The sequence below is a fragment of the Herbaspirillum sp. Her4 genome (assembly GCF_057961335.1).
Genome location: NZ_CM176330.1, coordinates 1,442,360 through 1,460,757 on the forward strand (window position 1 = coordinate 1,442,360; position 18,398 = coordinate 1,460,757).

General features: G+C 63.7%; 16 protein-coding genes and 1 other RNA gene. 11 read left to right on the top strand and 6 right to left on the bottom strand.

The annotated features are described in order from the left end of the window. Positions 1–25: 25 nt before the first annotated feature. Together ACWFUC_RS06585 and ACWFUC_RS06590 are read right to left on the bottom strand one after the other, a co-directional pair. Positions 26–1,234, bottom strand: coding sequence for an efflux RND transporter periplasmic adaptor subunit (locus tag ACWFUC_RS06585; RefSeq protein ID WP_489624433.1), 1,209 nt, complete (start codon positions 1,232–1,234; stop codon positions 26–28). A 10-nt stretch (positions 1,235–1,244) separates the two neighbouring features. Beyond that, complete coding sequence (locus ACWFUC_RS06590) at positions 1,245–2,108, bottom strand: alpha/beta hydrolase (RefSeq protein WP_240733832.1); 864 nt, start codon at positions 2,106–2,108, stop codon at positions 1,245–1,247. 413 nt (positions 2,109–2,521) lie between these two features. Between ACWFUC_RS06590 and ACWFUC_RS06595 the strand changes: the two genes are divergently transcribed. From ACWFUC_RS06595 to ACWFUC_RS06605, 3 genes are all read left to right on the top strand, one after another. Next, on the top strand, positions 2,522–3,535 hold the full coding sequence (locus tag ACWFUC_RS06595) for a LysR family transcriptional regulator (protein ID WP_489624434.1): 1,014 nt from the start codon (positions 2,522–2,524) through the stop codon (positions 3,533–3,535). A 298-nt stretch (positions 3,536–3,833) separates the two neighbouring features. Next, complete coding sequence (locus ACWFUC_RS06600) at positions 3,834–4,838, top strand: AraC family transcriptional regulator (protein WP_134221134.1); 1,005 nt, start codon at positions 3,834–3,836, stop codon at positions 4,836–4,838. An 85-nt stretch (positions 4,839–4,923) separates the two neighbouring features. Continuing rightward, on the top strand, positions 4,924–5,931 hold the full coding sequence (locus tag ACWFUC_RS06605) for an aldo/keto reductase (protein ID WP_034330434.1): 1,008 nt from the start codon (positions 4,924–4,926) through the stop codon (positions 5,929–5,931). A 93-nt stretch (positions 5,932–6,024) separates the two neighbouring features. Here the strand turns inward: ACWFUC_RS06605 and ACWFUC_RS06610 are convergent, their stop codons facing one another. After that, entirely contained in the window at positions 6,025–6,777 is a 753-nt protein-coding gene (locus ACWFUC_RS06610; RefSeq protein ID WP_121042510.1) for an HpcH/HpaI aldolase family protein, read from the bottom strand. Between the two features lie 85 nt (positions 6,778–6,862). After that, entirely contained in the window at positions 6,863–8,128 is a 1,266-nt protein-coding gene (locus ACWFUC_RS06615; RefSeq protein WP_489624435.1) for a D-amino acid dehydrogenase, read from the bottom strand. Positions 8,129–8,310: 182 nt separating this feature from the next. On the opposite strand from ACWFUC_RS06615, the gene rnpB reads away from it, so the two are divergent. Together rnpB and ACWFUC_RS06625 are read left to right on the top strand one after the other, a co-directional pair. Next, an RNA gene (rnpB, locus tag ACWFUC_RS06620) (RNase P RNA component class A) lies at positions 8,311–8,645 on the top strand. 67 nt (positions 8,646–8,712) lie between these two features. Next, the gene (locus tag ACWFUC_RS06625; RefSeq protein ID WP_489624436.1) at positions 8,713–9,873 is read left to right on the top strand and encodes an enoyl-CoA hydratase/isomerase family protein; all 1,161 of its coding nucleotides are present in this window, start codon (positions 8,713–8,715) and stop codon (positions 9,871–9,873) included. 40 nt (positions 9,874–9,913) lie between these two features. Here ACWFUC_RS06625 and ACWFUC_RS06630 read toward each other — a convergent pair whose 3' ends face one another. Beyond that, positions 9,914–10,393 carry a nuclear transport factor 2 family protein gene (locus tag ACWFUC_RS06630; RefSeq protein WP_134135697.1) on the bottom strand — a complete coding sequence of 160 codons (480 nt, stop codon included), beginning with the start codon at positions 10,391–10,393 and terminating at the stop codon, positions 9,914–9,916. 388 nt (positions 10,394–10,781) lie between these two features. Then, the gene (locus ACWFUC_RS06635) at positions 10,782–11,066 is read right to left on the bottom strand and encodes an HU family DNA-binding protein (RefSeq protein WP_006465510.1); all 285 of its coding nucleotides are present in this window, start codon (positions 11,064–11,066) and stop codon (positions 10,782–10,784) included. Positions 11,067–11,945: 879 nt separating this feature from the next. Between ACWFUC_RS06635 and mraZ the strand changes: the two genes are divergently transcribed. The 6 genes from mraZ to ACWFUC_RS06665 are packed head-to-tail and all read left to right on the top strand — an operon-like array spanning position 11,946 to position 18,397. Then, positions 11,946–12,374, top strand: coding sequence for a division/cell wall cluster transcriptional repressor MraZ (mraZ, locus tag ACWFUC_RS06640; RefSeq protein ID WP_006465511.1), 429 nt, complete (start codon positions 11,946–11,948; stop codon positions 12,372–12,374). A 12-nt stretch (positions 12,375–12,386) separates the two neighbouring features. Next, positions 12,387–13,370, top strand: a complete 984-nt coding sequence (gene rsmH, locus ACWFUC_RS06645) for a 16S rRNA (cytosine(1402)-N(4))-methyltransferase RsmH (RefSeq protein WP_489624437.1) — start codon at positions 12,387–12,389, stop codon at positions 13,368–13,370. Next, positions 13,367–13,639, top strand: a complete 273-nt coding sequence (gene ftsL / locus ACWFUC_RS06650; protein WP_034329293.1) for a cell division protein FtsL — start codon at positions 13,367–13,369, stop codon at positions 13,637–13,639. Before rsmH ends, ftsL begins: the two co-directional genes overlap by 4 nt. Next, positions 13,636–15,414, top strand: coding sequence for a peptidoglycan D,D-transpeptidase FtsI family protein (locus ACWFUC_RS06655; protein WP_134221143.1), 1,779 nt, complete (start codon positions 13,636–13,638; stop codon positions 15,412–15,414). Before ftsL ends, ACWFUC_RS06655 begins: the two co-directional genes overlap by 4 nt. After that, the gene (locus tag ACWFUC_RS06660) at positions 15,414–16,940 is read left to right on the top strand and encodes a UDP-N-acetylmuramoyl-L-alanyl-D-glutamate--2,6-diaminopimelate ligase (RefSeq protein WP_489624438.1); all 1,527 of its coding nucleotides are present in this window, start codon (positions 15,414–15,416) and stop codon (positions 16,938–16,940) included. The genes ACWFUC_RS06655 and ACWFUC_RS06660 overlap by 1 nt, the downstream gene beginning before the upstream one ends. After that, positions 16,937–18,397 (top strand): UDP-N-acetylmuramoyl-tripeptide--D-alanyl-D-alanine ligase, encoded by a 1,461-nt coding sequence (locus tag ACWFUC_RS06665; RefSeq protein WP_489624439.1) that lies wholly within the window; start codon positions 16,937–16,939, stop codon positions 18,395–18,397. Before ACWFUC_RS06660 ends, ACWFUC_RS06665 begins: the two co-directional genes overlap by 4 nt. Position 18,398 lies beyond the last annotated feature (1 nt).

Sequence of the window (18,398 nt, forward strand, 5' to 3'; positions counted from 1 at the left end):
GAATGCGAGAGCGCTCTGGCGTGGATCAGGCCTTGCCAGCGGCAGGTGCCGGTGCGGCCGCAGCGGCCTGGGTCTGCATCGGCACCACGGTCGGAGTGATGGCGTCACCCGGACGGATGCGCTGCAGGCCATTGACCACGATGCGTTCACCCGGCTGCAGGCCCTTTTCGATCACCACCAGGCCGTCATGGCCGGCGCCCACTACCACCTGGCGGTAATTGGCCTTGTTGTCCTTGTCGGCCACCATGACGAAGCGCTTGTCCTGGTCGGTACCGAGCGCCTTTTCGTCGATCAGTACGGCCTGGTGCGGCTCACCGCCACCCAGGCGCACGCGGGCATACAGGCCCGGGACCAGCTGGCCATCGGCGTTGTCGAAGATGGCGCGTACGCGGATGGTGCCGGAGGCGGTATCGAGGCGGTTGTCCACCGAACCGACGCGGCCCTTGCGGGAGTAGCCGTCTTCATTGGCCAGACCCAGTTCCACCGGTACGGTGGCGCCCGCGGCGCGCGCCGGGTTCACGTACTTCAGGAAGCTCTGTTCATCGACGTCGAAGGAGGCATAGACCTTGGCCACCGACACCAGCGTGGTCAGCGGGGCATTGGCTGCACCCGGGTTCACCACGTTGCCCACGGTCACTTCGGCGCGCGAGATGCGGCCCGAGACCGGTGCGGTGATGCGGGTGTATTCCAGGTTCAGGCGAGCCGCGCGCAGGGCGGCACGGGCGGCGGCGACATTGGCCGAGGCTTCGCGCGAGGCGTTCTGCTTCTCTTCGAAATCGCGCTTGGCGATGGCGTTGTCGCCCAGCAGGCGCTGGCCACGGGCCAGGTCGGAGGCGGTATAGCCGGCACGGGCTTCGGCACCGGCCAGTTGCGCTTCGGCGCGGGCGACTTCGGCTTCATACGGACGCGGATCGATGGTGAAGAGCACGTCGCCCTTCTTGACCAGTGCGCCATCCTTGAAGTGCACGGCGGTCAGGGTGCCGCCGACCAGCGGGCGGACCTCGACGCGATCGACCGCTTCGATGCGGCCCGAATACGATTGCCAGTCGATGATCTGGCGCTGGACCACTTCGGCCACATCGACCGGCGCGCCGGCGGCGGCAGCGGTCGGGGCAGTGGAGGCATTGGCCGAGAGGCCGACCATGGAGATGGTGCCACCGACCGAGAGGGCGATGACGGCCAGGACTGTGGCTGTGAGAGCGAAACGTTTGCGCAGTGGGGCGGGAGTGTTCATTTTCTTGTCCTCAGAGTGAAGTGGAGGGGTGAAGCGGATGCGGCAGGAATTCAGGGAGCGCGGCATCGCGTCGCAGGGTGGCGAAGCGGCAGCGCAGGAAATTGACGATCTCCGTCAGCAGCGGCAGGTGCGTACGCAGGGCCCCGTGCGTGATGCCGACGAAGCGCGAGACCTGCGTGGGCACGCCGGCGCGGATCAGGCTGGAGGCGTATTTCTCGGCCTCCGGGCAGAGCACGTCGCGTTCGGCGGTAGCGATGAAGGCCGGCGGCAAGCCCGCCAGGCGGCTCACTTCCAGCGGTGCGGCATAGGGGTGCAGGCGCTGCATGGTCTGCGGCAGGTACTGGCGATAGCTGGCCGCGCAAGTCTCGGCGGTGACGTCGGACTGCAGGCGGGTGGCATCGCCCAGCAGACGCATGCTGGGGTCCAGCATCGGGCTGATCAGTACCTGGGCGGCCAGCGGCTTGCCGCAGCGGTCGCGCGTCATCATGGTCAGGCTGGCGGCCAGGCTGCCGCCGGCGTCGTCACCGGCGACCACCATGCGGTCCAGGTCCACTTTCAGTTCGGCGGCGTTCTTGCAGGCCCAGGTGGCAGCGGCGAAGGCATCTTCGGGCGCGGCCGGGAAGGGCTTGGCCGGCGCCAGCGCGTAGCCGACCGACAGCACCACGGCCTGGTTGTGCTCGGCCAGGAAGCTGGCCGGGGTGTCGGCGTCATCCAGCGAACCGCTGGTGAAACCGCCGCCGTGGAAGTACAGCACCAGCGGGCGTTTTTCGCCCTTGGGCAGGGTGCTAGCAGGCTGGTACAGGCGCACGGGGATGCGTCCCAGCGGGCCGGGAACGAAGAAATTGCGGATGTCCAGCGGAGAGGAACCTTGCATGATGAGCGCCTGGGCCGAAGCCACTTGTCCAAGAATGGAGCGGATTGTGCGCCACAGCAGGGTCTCGAATAAACACCTATAATCCAACAACACTGTTCGGTAAGTCTGAACAATCAGTGAAATTAATTCATTCACTTTTCTGATCCTTTCAGTGAAGAACGAGCCCTAGCTTCCTGGCTCGGTGAAGTGGGTAGCTCCTGCGACATCGATGTTGTTGTCATCCGATGCGCAAAGTTGACTGGCTTTTGTCGTTATTTGGTTTAAATTGGGATGGGGCTGGTCACTGCGATCCCGGTCCATCCCGTCATGGCAAGATGGCGCGCCGGGGGCGGTGCCTGGTCTTGGATGGATCTGTCTTGCCCCCGATTGCCGCGCCGGCGTTTTCCCTGGCGGCGGCCTCAAAGGAGAGAGCGATGGACCGTTTCCAGGCCATGCAAGTCTTTACTGCTGTGGTGGATGCAAACAGCTTCACACGCGCTGCCGACAACCTGAACCTGCCGCGCACGACCGTGACCACCCTGATCCAGGGGTTGGAGAGCATGCTGAAGGTGCGCCTGCTGAACCGCACCACACGTCGCATCAGCCTCACGCCCGACGGTGCGGCGTATTACGAGCGCTGCGTGCGCATCCTGGCGGACGTCGAGGAGACTGAACAATCCTTCCGCAATGTCACCCGCGGTCCGCAGGGGCGGCTGCGTATCGATGTGCCGGGCTCCATCGGCCGGCTCATGCTGCTGCCCAACCTGTGCGACTTCTACAGCAAGTACCCGGACATCGAGCTGGTCATGGGCATGGGCGATCGTCCCGTGGACCTGGTGCAGGAGGCGGTGGACTGCGTCATCCGCATCGGCGACTTGCAGGATTCCTCGATGGTGGCGCGCCGCATCGGCACCTTCCAGACCGTGACCTGCGCTGCACCTTCCTACCTGGAGCGTTTCGGCGTACCGCACACCCTGGAAGACCTGCAGCATCACCAGTCGGTGCATTACTTCTCCAGCCGTACTGGCCGCGTCATCGACAGCGACTTCGTGGTCGATGGCGTCACCCGCGAGATCAAGATGAACGGCAAGCTCTCCGTCAACGACGGCGACGCCTACGTCGAATGCGCACTGCAAGGTTTCGGAATCGTGCAGGCACCGCTCTACATGGTCACGCGCCACCTCGAAGCGGGCCGCCTGGTCGAGCTGCTGTCGCAATGGAAGCCGGCACCGCTGCCGATTTCCGTGGTGTACCTGCACAACCGCCATCTCTCGCCCAAGGTGCGTGCCTTCGTCGACTGGGTGGCCGAACTGTTCGCCACCTGCCCGTTGAACAAGGCCTGCACCATGGGCATGGAAGAGAGCGAGTGCCACTTCGTCAACAAGCCCGAATCCACGACGGTGCGCACGGTGGTGGAGCAGTACAACATTGCCGAGAGCGTGTTCTGATCGAGGTAAATCTGGCTTGGGGTTCGGCGAGGATTATGCAGGGCGGGCCGGTGTTTTCGCGTGCCTTAAGCTGCTGGTTTTTTGCCCGATTCTCTTTTCATGCTTGCTGGAGTTTCAGGTGAAATTGCGCTGGCGCGTGGTTTTCGGTGTGTTCGTGCCATGATCATTGCGCTCAATCGTGCAAGGGCATACCTGATCCTGCAAAGTTCTTGCCCGATTCTCCATGGATGGACTGCAGAGGATCAGGCAGTTGCCAGTCCGCGCTAGAGTCGCGTCTGTCTTTCAATGAGAGGAGCTTATGGACCTCGATCTGCATTCCGTTCAGGATTCCGGCCCGCTGCTGCTGCCGGAGGCAGTGGAGAGTGCGCCCGCCGGGCAGCAGGATGATCCGCGTTTCCAGGCCATGCAGCAGGAGCTGCTGCAACTGCTGGAGCGCACTACGGCCGGCGTCGAAGGCATGCTGGCTACGGCCATCCCCAACCTGGAAATCTATCGCATCACCTGTCCGAGCGGCCCCAAGCACGCGGTGCAGAAGCCGGTGTTTGCGGTCATTGCGCAGGGTTCCAAGCGCATCTTCGTGGGCGATGAGATCTACGAATACGATCCCATGCATTACCTGGTCGCCTCGGTGGATCTGCCGGTGGTCGGCAAGGTCATGGTGACCAGTCCCGATGAACCCTATCTGGGTTTGCGGCTGGAGCTCGATACCCAGGAAATCGGCGAGCTGATCGGCGACGAGAACCTGCCGGCGTCGGCCAATTTTGGCGAAGGGGCTGCGCGCGGCCTGTATGTGAACCGGCTGGACGTTGACCTGCTCGATGCGGTGCTGCGCCTGTTGCGCCTGCATGAGACCCCGCGCGACGTGCCGATCATGGCGCCGATGATCCGGCGCGAGATCCTGTATCGCCTGCTGATGAACGGGCAGGGAGCGCTGTTGCGCCAGACCGTGCTGCAGGACAGCCAGATGAACCGCGTGGCCAAGGCCATCCGCCTCATCAAGGAGGGCTATGACCAGGCCTTGCGCATCGAGGATGTCGCACGCGATGTGCATATGAGCGTGTCTTCGCTGCATCACCACTTCAAGCTGGTGACGGCCATGAGTCCGCTGCAATACCAGAAGAATTTGCGCCTGCAGGAAGCCCGCAAATTGATCCTCACCGCCGACGCCAGCGTGGCTACTGCCGCGCATCGCGTGGGTTACGAGAGCTCATCGCAGTTCAGCCGCGAGTACAGCCGCCTGTTCGGCGCGCCGCCGCTGCGCGACAAGCGGCGCTGGCAGGAAGAGGAAGCGCCGGTGCTGTGAGCTTGAGCAGGCGTACCAGGAGCTCGCTAGAATGAGCGGCTTGCGGCAGTTAAGTTATCCACATCCCATTTGATTCGGAGACAGCATGCATTATCGTCGCCTCGGCAAGAGCAACCTGAAGGTATCGGCCCTGTGTCTGGGGTCCATGATGTTCGGGGACCAGACCGACCTGGAAGAGTCCGGCCGCATCGTGGCGTCGGCCCGCGAGCATGGCATCAATTTCATCGATACGGCGGACGTCTACACCAAGGGCAAGTCCGAGGAAATCGTCGGCAAGCTGCTGGCCGGACAGCGCCATGAGTGGGTGCTGGCCAGCAAGCTGGGCAATGCCATGAGTGGCAAGCCCAATGAGTCGCACTATTCGCGCAGCTGGATCGTGCGCGAGACCGAGAACATCCTCAAGCGCCTGGATACCGATTACCTCGACATTCTCTACATGCACCGCGACTACCAGGACGAGAACCTGGAAGAGGCCGTGCAGGCGTTGGGCGACCTGATCCGTGCGGGCAAGATCCGTGGCTTTGGCGTGTCCAACTTCCGTGGCTGGCGCATTGCCGAGATCGTGCGCCTGTGCGAGAAGAACAACGTTCCGCTGCCGTTGGTGTGCCAGCCGTATTACAACCTGTTGAACCGCCAGCCCGAAGTGGAAATCCTGCCGGCCTGCGCCAACTATGGTTTGGGCGTGGTGCCCTACAGCCCGATTGCCCGCGGCGTGCTGACCGGCAAGTACCAGCCCGGCCAGAAGCCGCCACAGGACACGCGTGCCGGGCGGGGCGACAAGCGCATGATGGAGACCGAGTTCCGCGAGGAATCGCTGCTGATCGCGCAGCGGCTGCAGCAGCACTGCGAAGCGCGCGGGATCAAGCTGGGCCAGTTCGCCACCGCCTGGGTGCTGGCCAACGCGTCCATCAGCAGCGTCATCGCCGGACCGCGCACGCTGGCGCAGATGGAGGATTACTACGATGCAGCGGAAATGAAGATCAGCGCAGAGGAAGAGGCATTGGTCGATAGCCTGGTCACGCCGGGGCATGCGTCCACGCATGGGTACAACGATCCGAATTATCCGTTCTTCGGGCGGGTGGTGAGGGGCTGACGTCACACCGCGCGTCGCGCATCGGTGCATGAAAGCGGATCAGCTGCAGGCGGCTGATCCGCTTTTTTTGTTTACGATTTCCCGGGTAGCACGTCAGCGCAACGCAGCGATCCTCCGCGCCCCCTCCGCCTTGATCTGCTGAATGTCAGTCCCCGGCACCACCAGGTCCATGCCGATGCCCTTCATGCGCTGCGCCATCTCCATGGTGCCGGCGAAGATCCCCACGTATTTGCCCAGCTTGCGCGCCAGCGCCAGCAGATGATCGATGGCCTCGTTGAGGCGTGCATCATCGTAGGCGTCCGGCGCCAGGCCGAGTTCGATGGCCAGGTCGCTGGGGCCGATGAAGATGCCGTCCAGGTCCGGGGTCTGCAGGATCGCTTCGGCGTTGGCGTAGCCTTCGCGGGTTTCGATCATGGCCAGGGTCAGGATGGTGGCGTTGGCGTGCGCGAAGTAGTCCGCGCCGCCATACAGGAAGCCGCGCGCCGGGCCATAGCTGCGTCCGCCGCGCGGTGAATAATGGCAGGCACGCACGAAGCGCTCGGCATCCGCCGCCGTGTTGATCAGCGGGCAAATCACGCCATAGGCACCGGCGTCGAGCAGCTTGTTGATTTCTCCCAGGCTGTTTTCGGAGCAGCGCACCAGCGGCACGGCAGGCGTGCTGGAGATGGCCTGCAGCATGGGCAGTGCCGATTCGATCGAGAACGGACCGTGCTGCAAGTCCACCGTCACCGCATCGTAGCCGCTGTGGCCCAGCACCTCGGCCAGCAGCGAATTGCCCATCGATACCCAGCCCGAGAGGGCCAGTTGCTGTTGCGCGAAGAGGGTGCGCAGCCGGTTTTCCCGCATCGTTCGTCTCCCATGGATGGGCCTGCGCCATTGCAGGCCAGGGGCCATGTTAAGTCCGAATGCCGAAGCCTGGCATGAAACTTCTTCAGCCGCGGTACTGGAAGGCCGTGTCGTCGATGGCGCGGCGGCGGCCGGCGATCTGGTCGGCGACCAGCGCCGCGCTGCCGCAGGCCAGCGTCCAGCCCAGCGCACCCTGGCCGATGTTGAGATGAAGATTCTCCACCGGCGAGGCGCCCACGATCGGCACGCCGCTCGGGGTGGCCGGACGAAAGCCCATCCACGGCGACAGCGTGGCATCCTCACCCAGCGCACAGCCAGGGAAGAGTTCGCGCAGGCCGTTCTTCAGTTCTTCGATGGCCGCCGGCGGGATGCTGCGATCCTGGCCCACCAGCTCGATGCGTCCGGCCACGCGCAGGCGCTGGCCCAGGCGCGCATAAACGATCTTCCGGGCGATGTCGGTGATGGAGACCTGGGGTGCTGCCGTGCGGCTGGCTTCGTCCTCCAGCGGTACGGTGATGCTGTAACCCTTGAGCGGATAGAGCGGCAGGCGCAAGTCCAGCAAGCGGGCGAACTCCACGCTCTCGGCGCCCAGCGCCAGCACGAAGCGATCGGCCGCAATCCATTGGCCACCGGCCTGTACCGCACGCAGCGCGCGGCCTTCAAGGCGCACCTCACTGACGCGGGCGCCGCCGATGAAGCGGAAGTTCGGATGGGCCTGCATGGACGCTACCAGCGCGCGGCAGAACTGCGGGCAATCGCCGGCTTCTTCGCTGGGCGTGTAGACGCCGCCGACCCAGTCGCGCTGCGAGTGGCCCAGCGCCGGTTCGATGCGGATGCATTCGGCCGCGCTCAGGACTTCCTGCTGGCAGCCATATTGCGACTGGAATTGCACCTGCTGCGCGGCGGCTTCCAGTCCCTGCGCGTCGGTGAACATGACCAGCTTGCCGGAACGTTGATGGTCGAATGACAGCTGCAGGCCGGCGTTCCATTGCGTGAGCTGATCGCGGCTGTAGTAGGCCAGTTGCAGCAGGTCGATGGTGGTCTGGCGCACCCGCTGCGCGTTGCAGCAGCGCAGGAATTCCAGCAGCCAGCGGTATTGGGCGAGATCGGCCGTGGGCCGGATGGTCAGCGGCGAATCCTTGCTGAAGAGGTAGTAAGCCCACTTGGTCCAGACCGAGGGGTCGGCCAGCGGCGCCACATAGGAGTAACTGAGCTGGGCGCCATTGCCCTGGCTGGTGCCCTCGCCGGGCTGTGGGCGAGCATCGATGAGGCTGACCTGATGGCCATCCTGCAGGAGACGGTAGGCAGTGGTCACGCCGATCACGCCGGCGCCCATTACGCAGATATGCATGGAATTTCGTTGAAGTCAGTCAAGAACCGCGCGGCACGTGGCCTGCAGCGGATCAGCAGCAGACTACCGAAGAGCCGCACGGGTGTCACATGCCGAATTGGCATGAGCTTTTGCGCGCACGCAAAAGCGTTTTGCGACGGAGGATCTCCGGTGCCGGGCCATGCTGCGCTACAATAGCGCCCGATGCAGGCCAGACAGCCGCTGGCCGCCTTCGCAAGGAGGCGGCGGGAGGAAGGTCCGGACTCCACAGAGCAGGGTGACGGTTAACGGCCGTCCGCTGAAAGCCGGCGCAAGCCGGTATAAGGCGAGGAACAGGGCCACAGAGACGAGCGTATTCAGTTACGGTGAAACGCGGTAACCTCCACCCGGAGCAATTTCAAATAGGCACGCGTTGATGTGGCTCGCGGAGCGTGCGGGTAGAAAGCTTGAGCGGCGGAGTGATCCGTCGCCTAGAGGAATGGCTGTCATAGCGGGTTTCCCGCCGTAACAGAATCCGGCCTACCGGCCTGCTTCATTGAATTCATTGACATAAAACACACTGCGGCCCGTGGGCACTGCGGGCTCGCCAGAGACCCAGGAGACCCATGAATCAAACCGCCGCCCCCGTGGTATTCGAAGAACTGACGGCCGCCAACGGCCGTCGCATCGGCATCGCCACCCTCGCTTCCGAAAAAACGCTGCATGCCATCTCGCTGGAGATGGTCCGGCTGCTCACGCCGCAACTGCAGCAGTGGCAGGCCGATCCGGGCGTGGCCATGGTGATCCTGCAGGCGCAGGGCGAGAAAGCCTTCTGCGCCGGGGGCGACCTGCAGCAGCTCTATCGGTCCATGCGCGAGCATCACGCTTCGCCCGCACGCGAGGACATCCGCGCCAATACCTACGCGGCCGAATTCTTCGAGCACGAATATCGTCTGGATTATCTTGTCCACAGCTTCGCCAAGCCCATCCTGTGCTGGGGGCATGGCATCGTCATGGGCGGCGGCATCGGCCTGATGGCCGGTTGCAGCCACCGCGTGGTCACCGAAAAATCGCGCCTGGCCATGCCGGAAATCACCATCGGGCTTTATCCGGACGTGGGCGGCAGCTGGTTCCTGGCGCGCATGCCGGGCAAGACCGGCATCTTCCTGGCGCTGACCGGTGCCAACCTCAATGCCAACGACGCGCTCTTCGCCGGGCTGGCTGACTATCGCGTGGCGCATGCCGCCAAGGCCTCGGTGATCGATGCCCTGCTGATGCAGCCGTGGGGGCAGGGCAATGATGCCGAATTGCTGGATCGTGTCCTGGCAAGCGCGCAGGCCTCGTCCTCGCAGGAAGGGGCGGCCGTCTTCGCGTCCTCCAACCTGCGCACGCATTTCGATCTGATCGACTCCCTGTGCCGCCGGCCCACGCTGCCCGAGATCGTGGACGGTATCCTCACCTTGGAGACCGAGGATGCCTGGCTCGTCAAGGCACAAGCGACCTTGCGCGCCGGTTCGCCCGGTTCGGCCTGGTTGGGCTACGCCTTGCAGAAGCGGGTGCGTCCGTTGTCGCTGGCGCAGGTGTTCCGGCTGGAATTCGTGGTGTCGCTGCATTGCGCGGCACGCCCCGATTTCGTCGAAGGTATCCGCGCACTGATCATCGAGAAGGACCAGAAACCGCAATGGAATCCGGCTTCGCTGGCCGCCGCCACGCCGCAATGGGTGGAAGGTTTCTTCGCTGATCCGTGGCCGCAGGCGGATCATCCGCTGGCTGACCTGGGTGCATGAAACGCTTCAGGCGCTCCCCGGCCGGGCCAGCGGTCCGGCCTTACAGACCCAGTTCGGACAGGCTCGGATGATCGGCCGGGCGCGGGCCTGAACGGTCCCAGTGGAATTTGCGGTCTGCCTCCTTGATGGGCAGGTCGTTGATGGAGGCATGACGCAGGCGCATCAGGCCATGCTCGTCGAATTCCCAGTTTTCGTTGCCATAGGAGCGGAACCAGCTCCCCGAATCATCGTGCCATTCATAGGCGAAGCGCACGGCGATGCGGTTGCCTTCGTGCGCCCAGACTTCCTTGATGAGGCGGTAATCCAGTTCGCGCGCCCATTTGCGGGTGAGGAAGGCGACGATCTCGGCCCGTCCGTGGACGAAATCTGCACGATTGCGCCAGCGGCTGTCTTCGGTATAGGCCAGCGAGACGCGTTGCGGATCGCAGGAATTCCACGCATCTTCGGCGGCACGCGCCTTCATGGCGGCGGTCTCGCAGGTGAAGGGCGGAAGTGGCGGACGCTGGGCAGGGCTATTCATCGACGGTCTCCTTGGATGAGCCGGACGGGCCGGCTGTTCATGGTGTACGACGGGACGGCAAGCGGAAATGAGGCAGTGTGCAGAAGTCAGGCCGAAAAAATTCTAGGCGCTGCGGGTGGTCTTGGCAAACGAAGCTTGCGGCGCATGGAGGCGGCTACTGCTGTGCGTGCCGGTCCGGGTGGCAACTGTGCTGGCGGGGCTTGTGCAAGGAATGCGTCCAGACACCGTGCATTCACTGTGGCCAGTGTGCAAGCGAAGAACCATCAGGGGAGCGTAGTGCGGAAGCGGGTGAAGCGAGGGGGGGAGGGGACGGCCGATCCTGTCGAATCGGCCTCGATTTGAATGCCCTGAACCTGGTTTAGGGCATTCAAATGCGCGAAGCGTGAAATTATTTCTTCTTCTTGTTCACGGCTTCCTTGAAAGCCTTGCCAGCCGAGAACTTCACGGTGGTTGCAGCGGCGATCTTGATTTCTTCGCCGGTTTGCGGATTACGGCCGGTGCGAGCAGCGCGCTTGCCGGTCGAGAAGGAACCGAAGCCAACCAATTGCACGGTATCGCCCTTGGTCACGGCCTTGATGATGTTCTCGATGACGGAGTCCAGCGCGCGCTGGGCTGCTGCCTTGGAGATCTCGGTGTCGGCGGCGATAACGTCAACCAATTCAGATTTGTTCACTTTAAAATTCCTTTCACTGTTAAGGTGCCCAGATTTTAGCACTGGAATGAGCCGGATCCGCAAGCCCTATCTGCGTTTTCAGCCGATAGGCCCTGGCCGGAACCGGCTTGGATTGAAAAAAATCGACGTGCTTTTCAACACCCGCAAACGGGCCATGCCGGCCGCGTTCTTGCGTATCGATCTTCCCAAAGACACGGATAGTAAAAGGTGCTCGCCGCGGAAGTCAAAACAAAAACGCTTCCGGCCATTCATTTGACGAAGAATTTGATGAAGTTTCGGGCTCGGATGCTGCTTCGCCGACCTCCTTCCTGTACGCCCTCCCGGTGTCACCTTCCTCGCGGTCGCGACCGGGATGGAAAACGATCCGGGTGATGGCATCCCGAATCCGGATATTTTTTGCCCTTTTTTCCGCCCTCTGGTGAACTTAAGTTGCACTGCAAAATCCATGTCCGTTGGCCTCGCGCACTCGCAAATCGGGCGCAGTCGGATTCCCTCCAATTTCCTCTCTGGTGCTGCCCCGAAATCGGGCACAGCGGCTGTTCCATGCGGCGCAAATCCGCGCCGTTGCGCAATTCTGGCGCGAAACACATGTGTATAGCTCAGGTTGCACCTTCAATGTAAATGCTAAGTCCTTCATTTTCTTCACAAATGTTGTGAATGGCCGGTTTTAAGGAAGTGCGCTAAGTCTTTGACTTTATTAGCAAAATCCCGGTTTTTCGCTGCGTATACCGCTTGACCTGCAATAGTGCATCCACTAAAGTGGGCGGCAGTGTCAAAAAGTGTTTTTTTGTGGGGCATTTGTGGCGTCATTTGCATTTGCCCGGCAGGACACGGCACCCGATCAGCAATCTCACTCGCCGCAGGCGAAGGAAAAACACAGTGTTCCAGGGCGCGTCAGCACTCAATCTCGATGCCAAAGGACGGATGACCATTCCGGCCAAGCATCGTGACGCCCTGATTGTGCAGTGCGAAGGACGCGCCACCGTGACGCGCCATCCGCATGGCTGCCTGCTGTTTTTCCCGCGCCCGACTTGGGAAACGCATCGCGAGCAGATCGCCAACTGGCCGATGTCGGCCCGTGCCTGGCAGCGCATCTTCCTGGGCAATGCCCAGGACGTGGAGCTCGACAGCGCCGGCCGCATCCTGATCGCGCCCGAACTGCGCGCGGCCGTGGGCTTGCAGCGTGATGTGATGTTGCTGGGCATGGGTAGTCATTTCGAAATCTGGGATGCCGTCAAGCTGGCCGAAAGCGAAGCCGAGGCTGTGGCAGGTGGCATGCCGGATGTGTTGAGCAACTTTTCCTTCTGACGGCCGGACAAGATGAATCTGCAACCGGTGCCCGAGCTGCAGCACCGCACCGTGCTGTTGGAAGAAGCCGTGGACGCGCTGGCCATTGTGGGCGAGCGCGCCAATGGCATTTACCTGGACGGAACCTTCGGCCGCGGCGGTCATAGCCGCGCCATCCTGTCCAGGCTGGGCCCGCAAGGGCGCCTGATCGCATTTGACAAGGATCCGTTGGCCATCGCCACGGCGCAGAAGATTGACGATGCCCGGTTCGAGATCGTGCACGACAGCTTCGCGACCATGGATGAAGCGCTTGCCGCACGCGGCATTGCGCAGGTCGACGGCGTATTGATGGATTTGGGCATCTCGTCGCCGCAGGTGGATGACGCCGCGCGCGGCTTCAGTTTTCGCCTCGATGGCCCGCTGGACATGCGCATGGATACCACCCGTGGCGTGTCGGCAGCGGAATGGCTGGCAACGGCAGATGAACAGCAGATTGCAAAGGTGATACGAGATTATGGGGAAGAACGGTTTGCTCTTCAGATTGCAAAGAAGATTGTTGCTGGCCGGGCAATCGAGCCAATTTCAAGCACACGACAGCTTGCCGCGCTCGTGGCACAAGCCGTCAAAACCCGCGAGAAAGGCAAAGACCCGGCCACTCGTACATTTCAGGCTGTACGGATTTTCGTCAATCAAGAGCTTGAAGAACTCGAAGTAGGTCTGGACAAGGCATTTGCCCAGATGGCGCAGCACGGGAGATTGGTCGTGATCAGCTTTCACTCGCTGGAAGATCGCATCGTCAAGCAGTTCATGGCCTCCAAAGCCCATGCGCCGCAGCCCGACCGTCGCCTGCCGATCCGTGCCGTGGACCTGCCGCAAGCGCCGGCCCGCCTGCTGCCGCGTGTCATGCCCAGCACTGACGAAGTCACTGCCAACCCGCGTGCCCGCTCGGCGGTCATGCGCGGCCTGGAGCGCGTGACGCCCGTTTCCTCCACCACGACCCAAGGGGCGCCTGCATGACCGGGCGCCTGTGCATCCTGCTGACCATCATGCTGGTGGGTTGCGCGCTGTCGGTCGTGAGCGCCCAGTACAAGGCCCGCAGCCTGTTCATCGAGCTGGAACGCGCCCAGAGCGCGGCCCGCCAGCTCGACGTCGACTGGGCGCAGCTGCAGCTGGACCAATCGACGCTGGGCAAGAACGCCCGCATCGAGGAACTGGCGCGCCGTGACCTGGGCATGGTTCCGGTCTCCTCCGCCCGTACCCAATACCTGACCGTGGGGGCACCATGACCAAGATGCCTCCGCGTACCAACCTCTCCGGTGGCCGTGTGGCGGCTTCCAAGGGCGTGGCGTTTTCTTCCAATCCCATCTTGCAGGTCAAGCTGCCGGCCTGGCGTTCGCGCTTCGTGCTGTTCGTGCTGTTTGCCGCCTTCGTGGCGCTGGTATTGCGCGCGCTGTGGCTGCAAGGCGTGTCCACCGATTTCCTGCAGAAGCAGGGTGCGTCACGCTACGCCCGCACGCTGGAATTGCCGGCCACGCGCGGCAAGATCACCGACCGCAACGGCCAGGTGCTGGCTTCGTCGGTGCCGGTCAAGGCCATCTGGGCCATCCCGGAAGACGTGCAGGCCGCGCCCAAGGACAAGCTGGTGCAGCTGGCCAAGCTGCTGGAAATGAGCGATGCCGAACTGCGCAAGAAGCTCGATTCCGACCGCAGCTTCGTCTACCTGAAGCGTCAGGTCGAACAGGATACCGCTGACAAGATCGTCAAGCTGGGCATTCCCGGCATCGAGACCCGCAAGGAATACAAGCGCTTCTATCCCGAAGGCGAGGTGATGGCGCACGTGGTCGGCTTCACCAATATCGAAGACGCCGGGCAGGACGGCATGGAACTGGCCGCGCAGAAGACCCTGGCCGGCATGACGGGCAGCCGCCGCGTCATCAAGGATCGCCTGGGCCGCGTGGTGGAAGACATCGAATCCATCCGCGAGCCGCATGACGGCCGCGACCTGACCCTGTCCATCGACAGCAAGATCCAGTACATCGCCTTCACCCAACTGAAGGAAGCGGTCGAGAAATTCAAGGCCAAGGCCGGCGGCATCATCGTGGTCGATGCCAAGACCGGCGAGGTGCTGGCCCTGGCCAACCTGCCGACCTACAACCCCAATGACCGTTCGGTGCTGACCGGCGCGCAGCTGCGCAACCGCGTCGTGACCGATACCTTCGAACCCGGCTCCACGCTCAAGCCCTTCACCGTGGCCCTGGCGCTGGATACCCATCGCGTCACGCCCTCGACCGTGTTCCAGACCGCGCCCGGCAAGATGACCATCGGCACCGCCACCATCGGCGACTCGCATGCCCACGGTCCGCTGACGGTGGCGCAGATCATCGAGAAGTCTTCCAATATCGGTACCGCCAAGATCGCGCTGGGCATGCCGCCGGAAGAGATGTGGGAAATGTTCACCACGGTCGGCTTCGGCCAGCAGCCCAAGTTCGGCTTCCCGGGTGCGGTGGCCGGGCGCGTGCGTCCCTACAAGTCGTGGCGTCCGATCGAGCAGGCCACCATGAGCTACGGCCACGGCATCTCGGTCTCGCTGATCCAGCTGGCGCACGCTTACCTGATCTTCGCCCGCAATGGCGACATCATTCCGCTGTCCTTCACCAAGGTCACCGATTCGCCCATCGGCCAGCGCGTCATCTCGGCTGATACCGCCCTGCAGATGCGCCGCATGCTGGAAACTGTGGTCGCCCCCGGCGGCACGGCCCCGCAGGCCCAGGTGCCGGGCTATCGCGTCGGTGGCAAGACCGGTACCGCCTACAAGATCGAGGGCGGCAAGTATGTGCGCAAGTACGTGGCCTCCTTCTCGGGCATCGCCCCGATGTCGGACCCGCGCCTGATCATCTCGGTGATGATCGACGAGCCGCAAGGCCAGCACTACGGCGGCCCGGTGGCCGGCCCGGTGTTTGCAAACGTGGCCGCCAATGCCTTGCGCGCATTGAACGTACCGCCTGATTCCAGCGTGACCAACATCATCATTCCCAAAGAACCGCTAGAGGAGAGCATGTAATGTCCCAGCGCGTTCCGAGCCTTCAAGAGATCCTCGCCTGGCTGCGCCAGGCGTCGCCGTCTGCGCAACTGACCTCGGATTCCCGCCGCGTGGCAGCGGGCGACGTGTTCTTCGCCTACGTGGGCGACGCCGACGGCCGTTCCTATATTGCCGATGCCGTCGAGCGCGGTGCCGCTGCCGTGCTGTATGAAGCCGATGGCTACAGCTGGCCCGAGCAGATCGATGCGCCGCACCTGGCCGTGCCCGACCTGAAGATGCGTGCCGGCGAGATCGCCGCCGCCTGGTATGGCCAGCCTGATCAGCACATGCTGACGGTGGCCGTGACGGGCACCAACGGCAAGACCTCCTGCGCCTACTGGCTGGGTACGGCACTGTCGCGCCTGGCCGGTGCCAGCAGCGCCGGTGTCATCGGCACGCTGGGCGTGGGGTCATTCGTCAACGGCAAGCCGCAAGGCTTCGACGTCACCGGCTACACCACGCCGGACGCCGTGCTGCTGCAACGCAGCCTGTTCAAGCTGTCGCAGGCCCGCGTGAGCGCGCTGGCCATTGAGGCTTCCTCCATCGGACTGGCCCAGGGCCGCATGAACGGCATGCACGTCGATGTCGCCCTGTTGACCAATTTCACCCGCGATCACCTGGATTTCCACGGTGACATGCAGACCTACGAAGACGCCAAGCGCAAGCTGTTCCAGTGGCCGGGCCTGAAGCATGCCGTGGTCAATCTGGATGACGGCATGGGCCAGCGCCTGCTGCCGTTGCTGGCCGAGCGCAAGCTGCCGGTGATCGGCTACGCGATTGCGGACGAGCTGGGCGGCGATACGCACGGCGTACCGACTTTGCGCGCCAGCCAATTGCGCAGCAGCCATACCGGTACCGCCTTCCATGTCGATTCCCCTTTCGGCAGCGGCCAGGTCAAGACCCAGCTGGTCGGACGTTTCAATGTCAGCAACGTGCTGGGCATCATGGGTGTGCTGCTGACCCAGGGCGTGGCCTGGGATGCCGTGGTCGCTGCGGCCGCCGCGCTGCTGCCCGCGCCAGGCCGCATGCAGCAATTTGGCGGACCCGATGTACCGCTGATCGTGATCGATTACGCGCATACGCCCGATGCCCTCGACAAGACCCTGTCCACCCTGCGCCAGGTCGCTACCCAGCGCGGTGGACAGCTTTGGTGCGTGTTCGGCTGCGGTGGCGATCGCGATCCGGGCAAGCGCCCGCAGATGGGCCAGATCGCCGAGCAGGCCGACCAGGTGGTGCTGACCAGCGACAACCCGCGCACCGAAGATCCCCATGCCATCATCGAGCAGATCCGCGCCGGCATGAGCCGCGTCGAACCGACCGTGCTGCCCGATCGCGCCGGTGCCATCCTGTGGGCGATCCGCCATGCCACCAAGGCCGATGTGGTCCTGCTGGCCGGCAAGGGGCACGAGCCCTACCAGGAAATCGCCGGCAAGAAATTGCCCTTCCTCGATGCCGACCATGTCGCGCTGGCGCTCGCCGCGCGCTCGACCATGATGGGGGGCGCATGATGCGATTCGATTTCCGCCAGTTGCTGGAATGGATCCGCACCGCGGAGGAAGCCGCCTCCGCGCACACCGTGCCGGGCGTGGTCAATGCGCCGGCCGGCGTGCTCGACCTCAATGACGTGGTCACCGACAGCCGTGCGGTCAAGCCCGGCAATGTCTTCGTCGCGCTGCGCGGCGAACGTTTCGATGCGCATGATTTCCTCGATGCGGTGGTCGCCCAAGGCGCTGCCGCCGTGGTGGTCGACCGCGTGCCGCCGGGATTGAGCGTACCGGCCATCGTGGTGCCCGACACCCGCGCCGCACTGGGCCAGATCGCCCATGGCTGGCGTGCGCAGCGCCAGATTCCGGTCATTGGCGTCACTGGCAGCAACGGCAAGACCACCGTCAAGGAAATGATCGCCGCCATCCTCGCTGCCGCCTTCGGTGAAGACGGCTACCTGGGCACGCGCGGCAATTTCAACAACGAGATCGGCGTGCCGCTGACCCTGTTCCGCCTGCGCGCACATCACCAGGCGGCCGTCATCGAGATGGGCATGAACCATCCGGGCGAGATCGCCGTGCTCTCGCGCATCGCCGAGCCGACGCTGGGCCTGGTCAACAATGCCCAGCGCGAGCATCAGGAATTCATGGCCAGCGTGGAAGCGGTGGCCCGCGAGAATGGCGCCGTGATCCGCCACCTGCCCGCCGATGGCGTGGCCGTGTTCCCGGCCGATGACGATTTCACTGCGCTCTGGCGTGAAGAAGCCGGTGCGCGCCGCGTGCTGACCTTCGGCCTGAATGCGCAAGCCGATGTGAGCGCCAGCTACCAGGCCTCCGCGTTCGGCAGCACCCTGCAAGTGACGGTGAAAGGGCTGGCCGTGCCGCCCGCACAGTTCAAGGTGGAACTGGCTGCGGTCGGTGAGCACAACGTACGCAATGCGCTGGCGGCTGCCGCCTGCGCGCTGGGTGCCGGCATCCCGGTGGACGCCGTGGTGCGCGGCCTGCAGAGCTTCGCCCCGGTCAACGGCCGCCTGCAGCGCAAGCAAGCACGCAGCGGTGCGCTGGTGATCGACGACACCTACAACGCCAACCCCGATTCCGTGCGCGCCGCCATCGACGTGCTGGCGTCCATCGCCGGCCCGCGCGTGCTGGTACTGGGCGACATGGGCGAGGTCGGCGACCAGGGTCCGCAGTTCCATGCCGAGATCGGTGCCTATGCCCGCAGCCGTGGCATCCCGCTCTTCTTCGGGCTGGGCGAATTGACGAAACACGCCGTCACTTCGTATGGCCCCGCGCTGCAAAACGTAGCGCAGGCCATGCATTTCGACGACATCGCCGCACTCAATGCGGCGGTGGAACAGGCCGCGCCGCAGGGCGCGACCGTTTTGGTAAAAGGTTCACGCTTCATGAAGATGGAGCGAGTTGTACAGCATCTGGTCAACGTTGAATCCCTCACGCAACATCAACAGGAGACCCATTAGC

What these genes read in the sequence shown, in the direction of transcription:
- ACWFUC_RS06585 (WP_489624433.1), bottom strand. Translation starts at nt 1,234, where the DNA reads ATGAACACTCCCGCCCCACTGCGCAAACGTTTCGCTCTCACAGCCACA.
- ACWFUC_RS06590 (WP_240733832.1), bottom strand. Translation starts at nt 2,108, where the DNA reads ATGCAAGGTTCCTCTCCGCTGGACATCCGCAATTTCTTCGTTCCCGGC.
- ACWFUC_RS06595 (WP_489624434.1), top strand. Translation starts at nt 2,522, where the DNA reads ATGGACCGTTTCCAGGCCATGCAAGTCTTTACTGCTGTGGTGGATGCA.
- ACWFUC_RS06600 (WP_134221134.1), top strand. Translation starts at nt 3,834, where the DNA reads ATGGACCTCGATCTGCATTCCGTTCAGGATTCCGGCCCGCTGCTGCTG.
- ACWFUC_RS06605 (WP_034330434.1), top strand. Translation starts at nt 4,924, where the DNA reads ATGCATTATCGTCGCCTCGGCAAGAGCAACCTGAAGGTATCGGCCCTG.
- ACWFUC_RS06610 (WP_121042510.1), bottom strand. Translation starts at nt 6,777, where the DNA reads ATGCGGGAAAACCGGCTGCGCACCCTCTTCGCGCAACAGCAACTGGCC.
- ACWFUC_RS06615 (WP_489624435.1), bottom strand. Translation starts at nt 8,128, where the DNA reads ATGCATATCTGCGTAATGGGCGCCGGCGTGATCGGCGTGACCACTGCC.
- ACWFUC_RS06625 (WP_489624436.1), top strand. Translation starts at nt 8,713, where the DNA reads ATGAATCAAACCGCCGCCCCCGTGGTATTCGAAGAACTGACGGCCGCC.
- ACWFUC_RS06630 (WP_134135697.1), bottom strand. Translation starts at nt 10,393, where the DNA reads ATGAATAGCCCTGCCCAGCGTCCGCCACTTCCGCCCTTCACCTGCGAG.
- rsmH (WP_489624437.1), top strand. Translation starts at nt 12,387, where the DNA reads ATGAATCTGCAACCGGTGCCCGAGCTGCAGCACCGCACCGTGCTGTTG.
- ftsL (WP_034329293.1), top strand. Translation starts at nt 13,367, where the DNA reads ATGACCGGGCGCCTGTGCATCCTGCTGACCATCATGCTGGTGGGTTGC.
- ACWFUC_RS06655 (WP_134221143.1), top strand. Translation starts at nt 13,636, where the DNA reads ATGACCAAGATGCCTCCGCGTACCAACCTCTCCGGTGGCCGTGTGGCG.
- ACWFUC_RS06660 (WP_489624438.1), top strand. Translation starts at nt 15,414, where the DNA reads ATGTCCCAGCGCGTTCCGAGCCTTCAAGAGATCCTCGCCTGGCTGCGC.
- ACWFUC_RS06665 (WP_489624439.1), top strand. Translation starts at nt 16,937, where the DNA reads ATGATGCGATTCGATTTCCGCCAGTTGCTGGAATGGATCCGCACCGCG.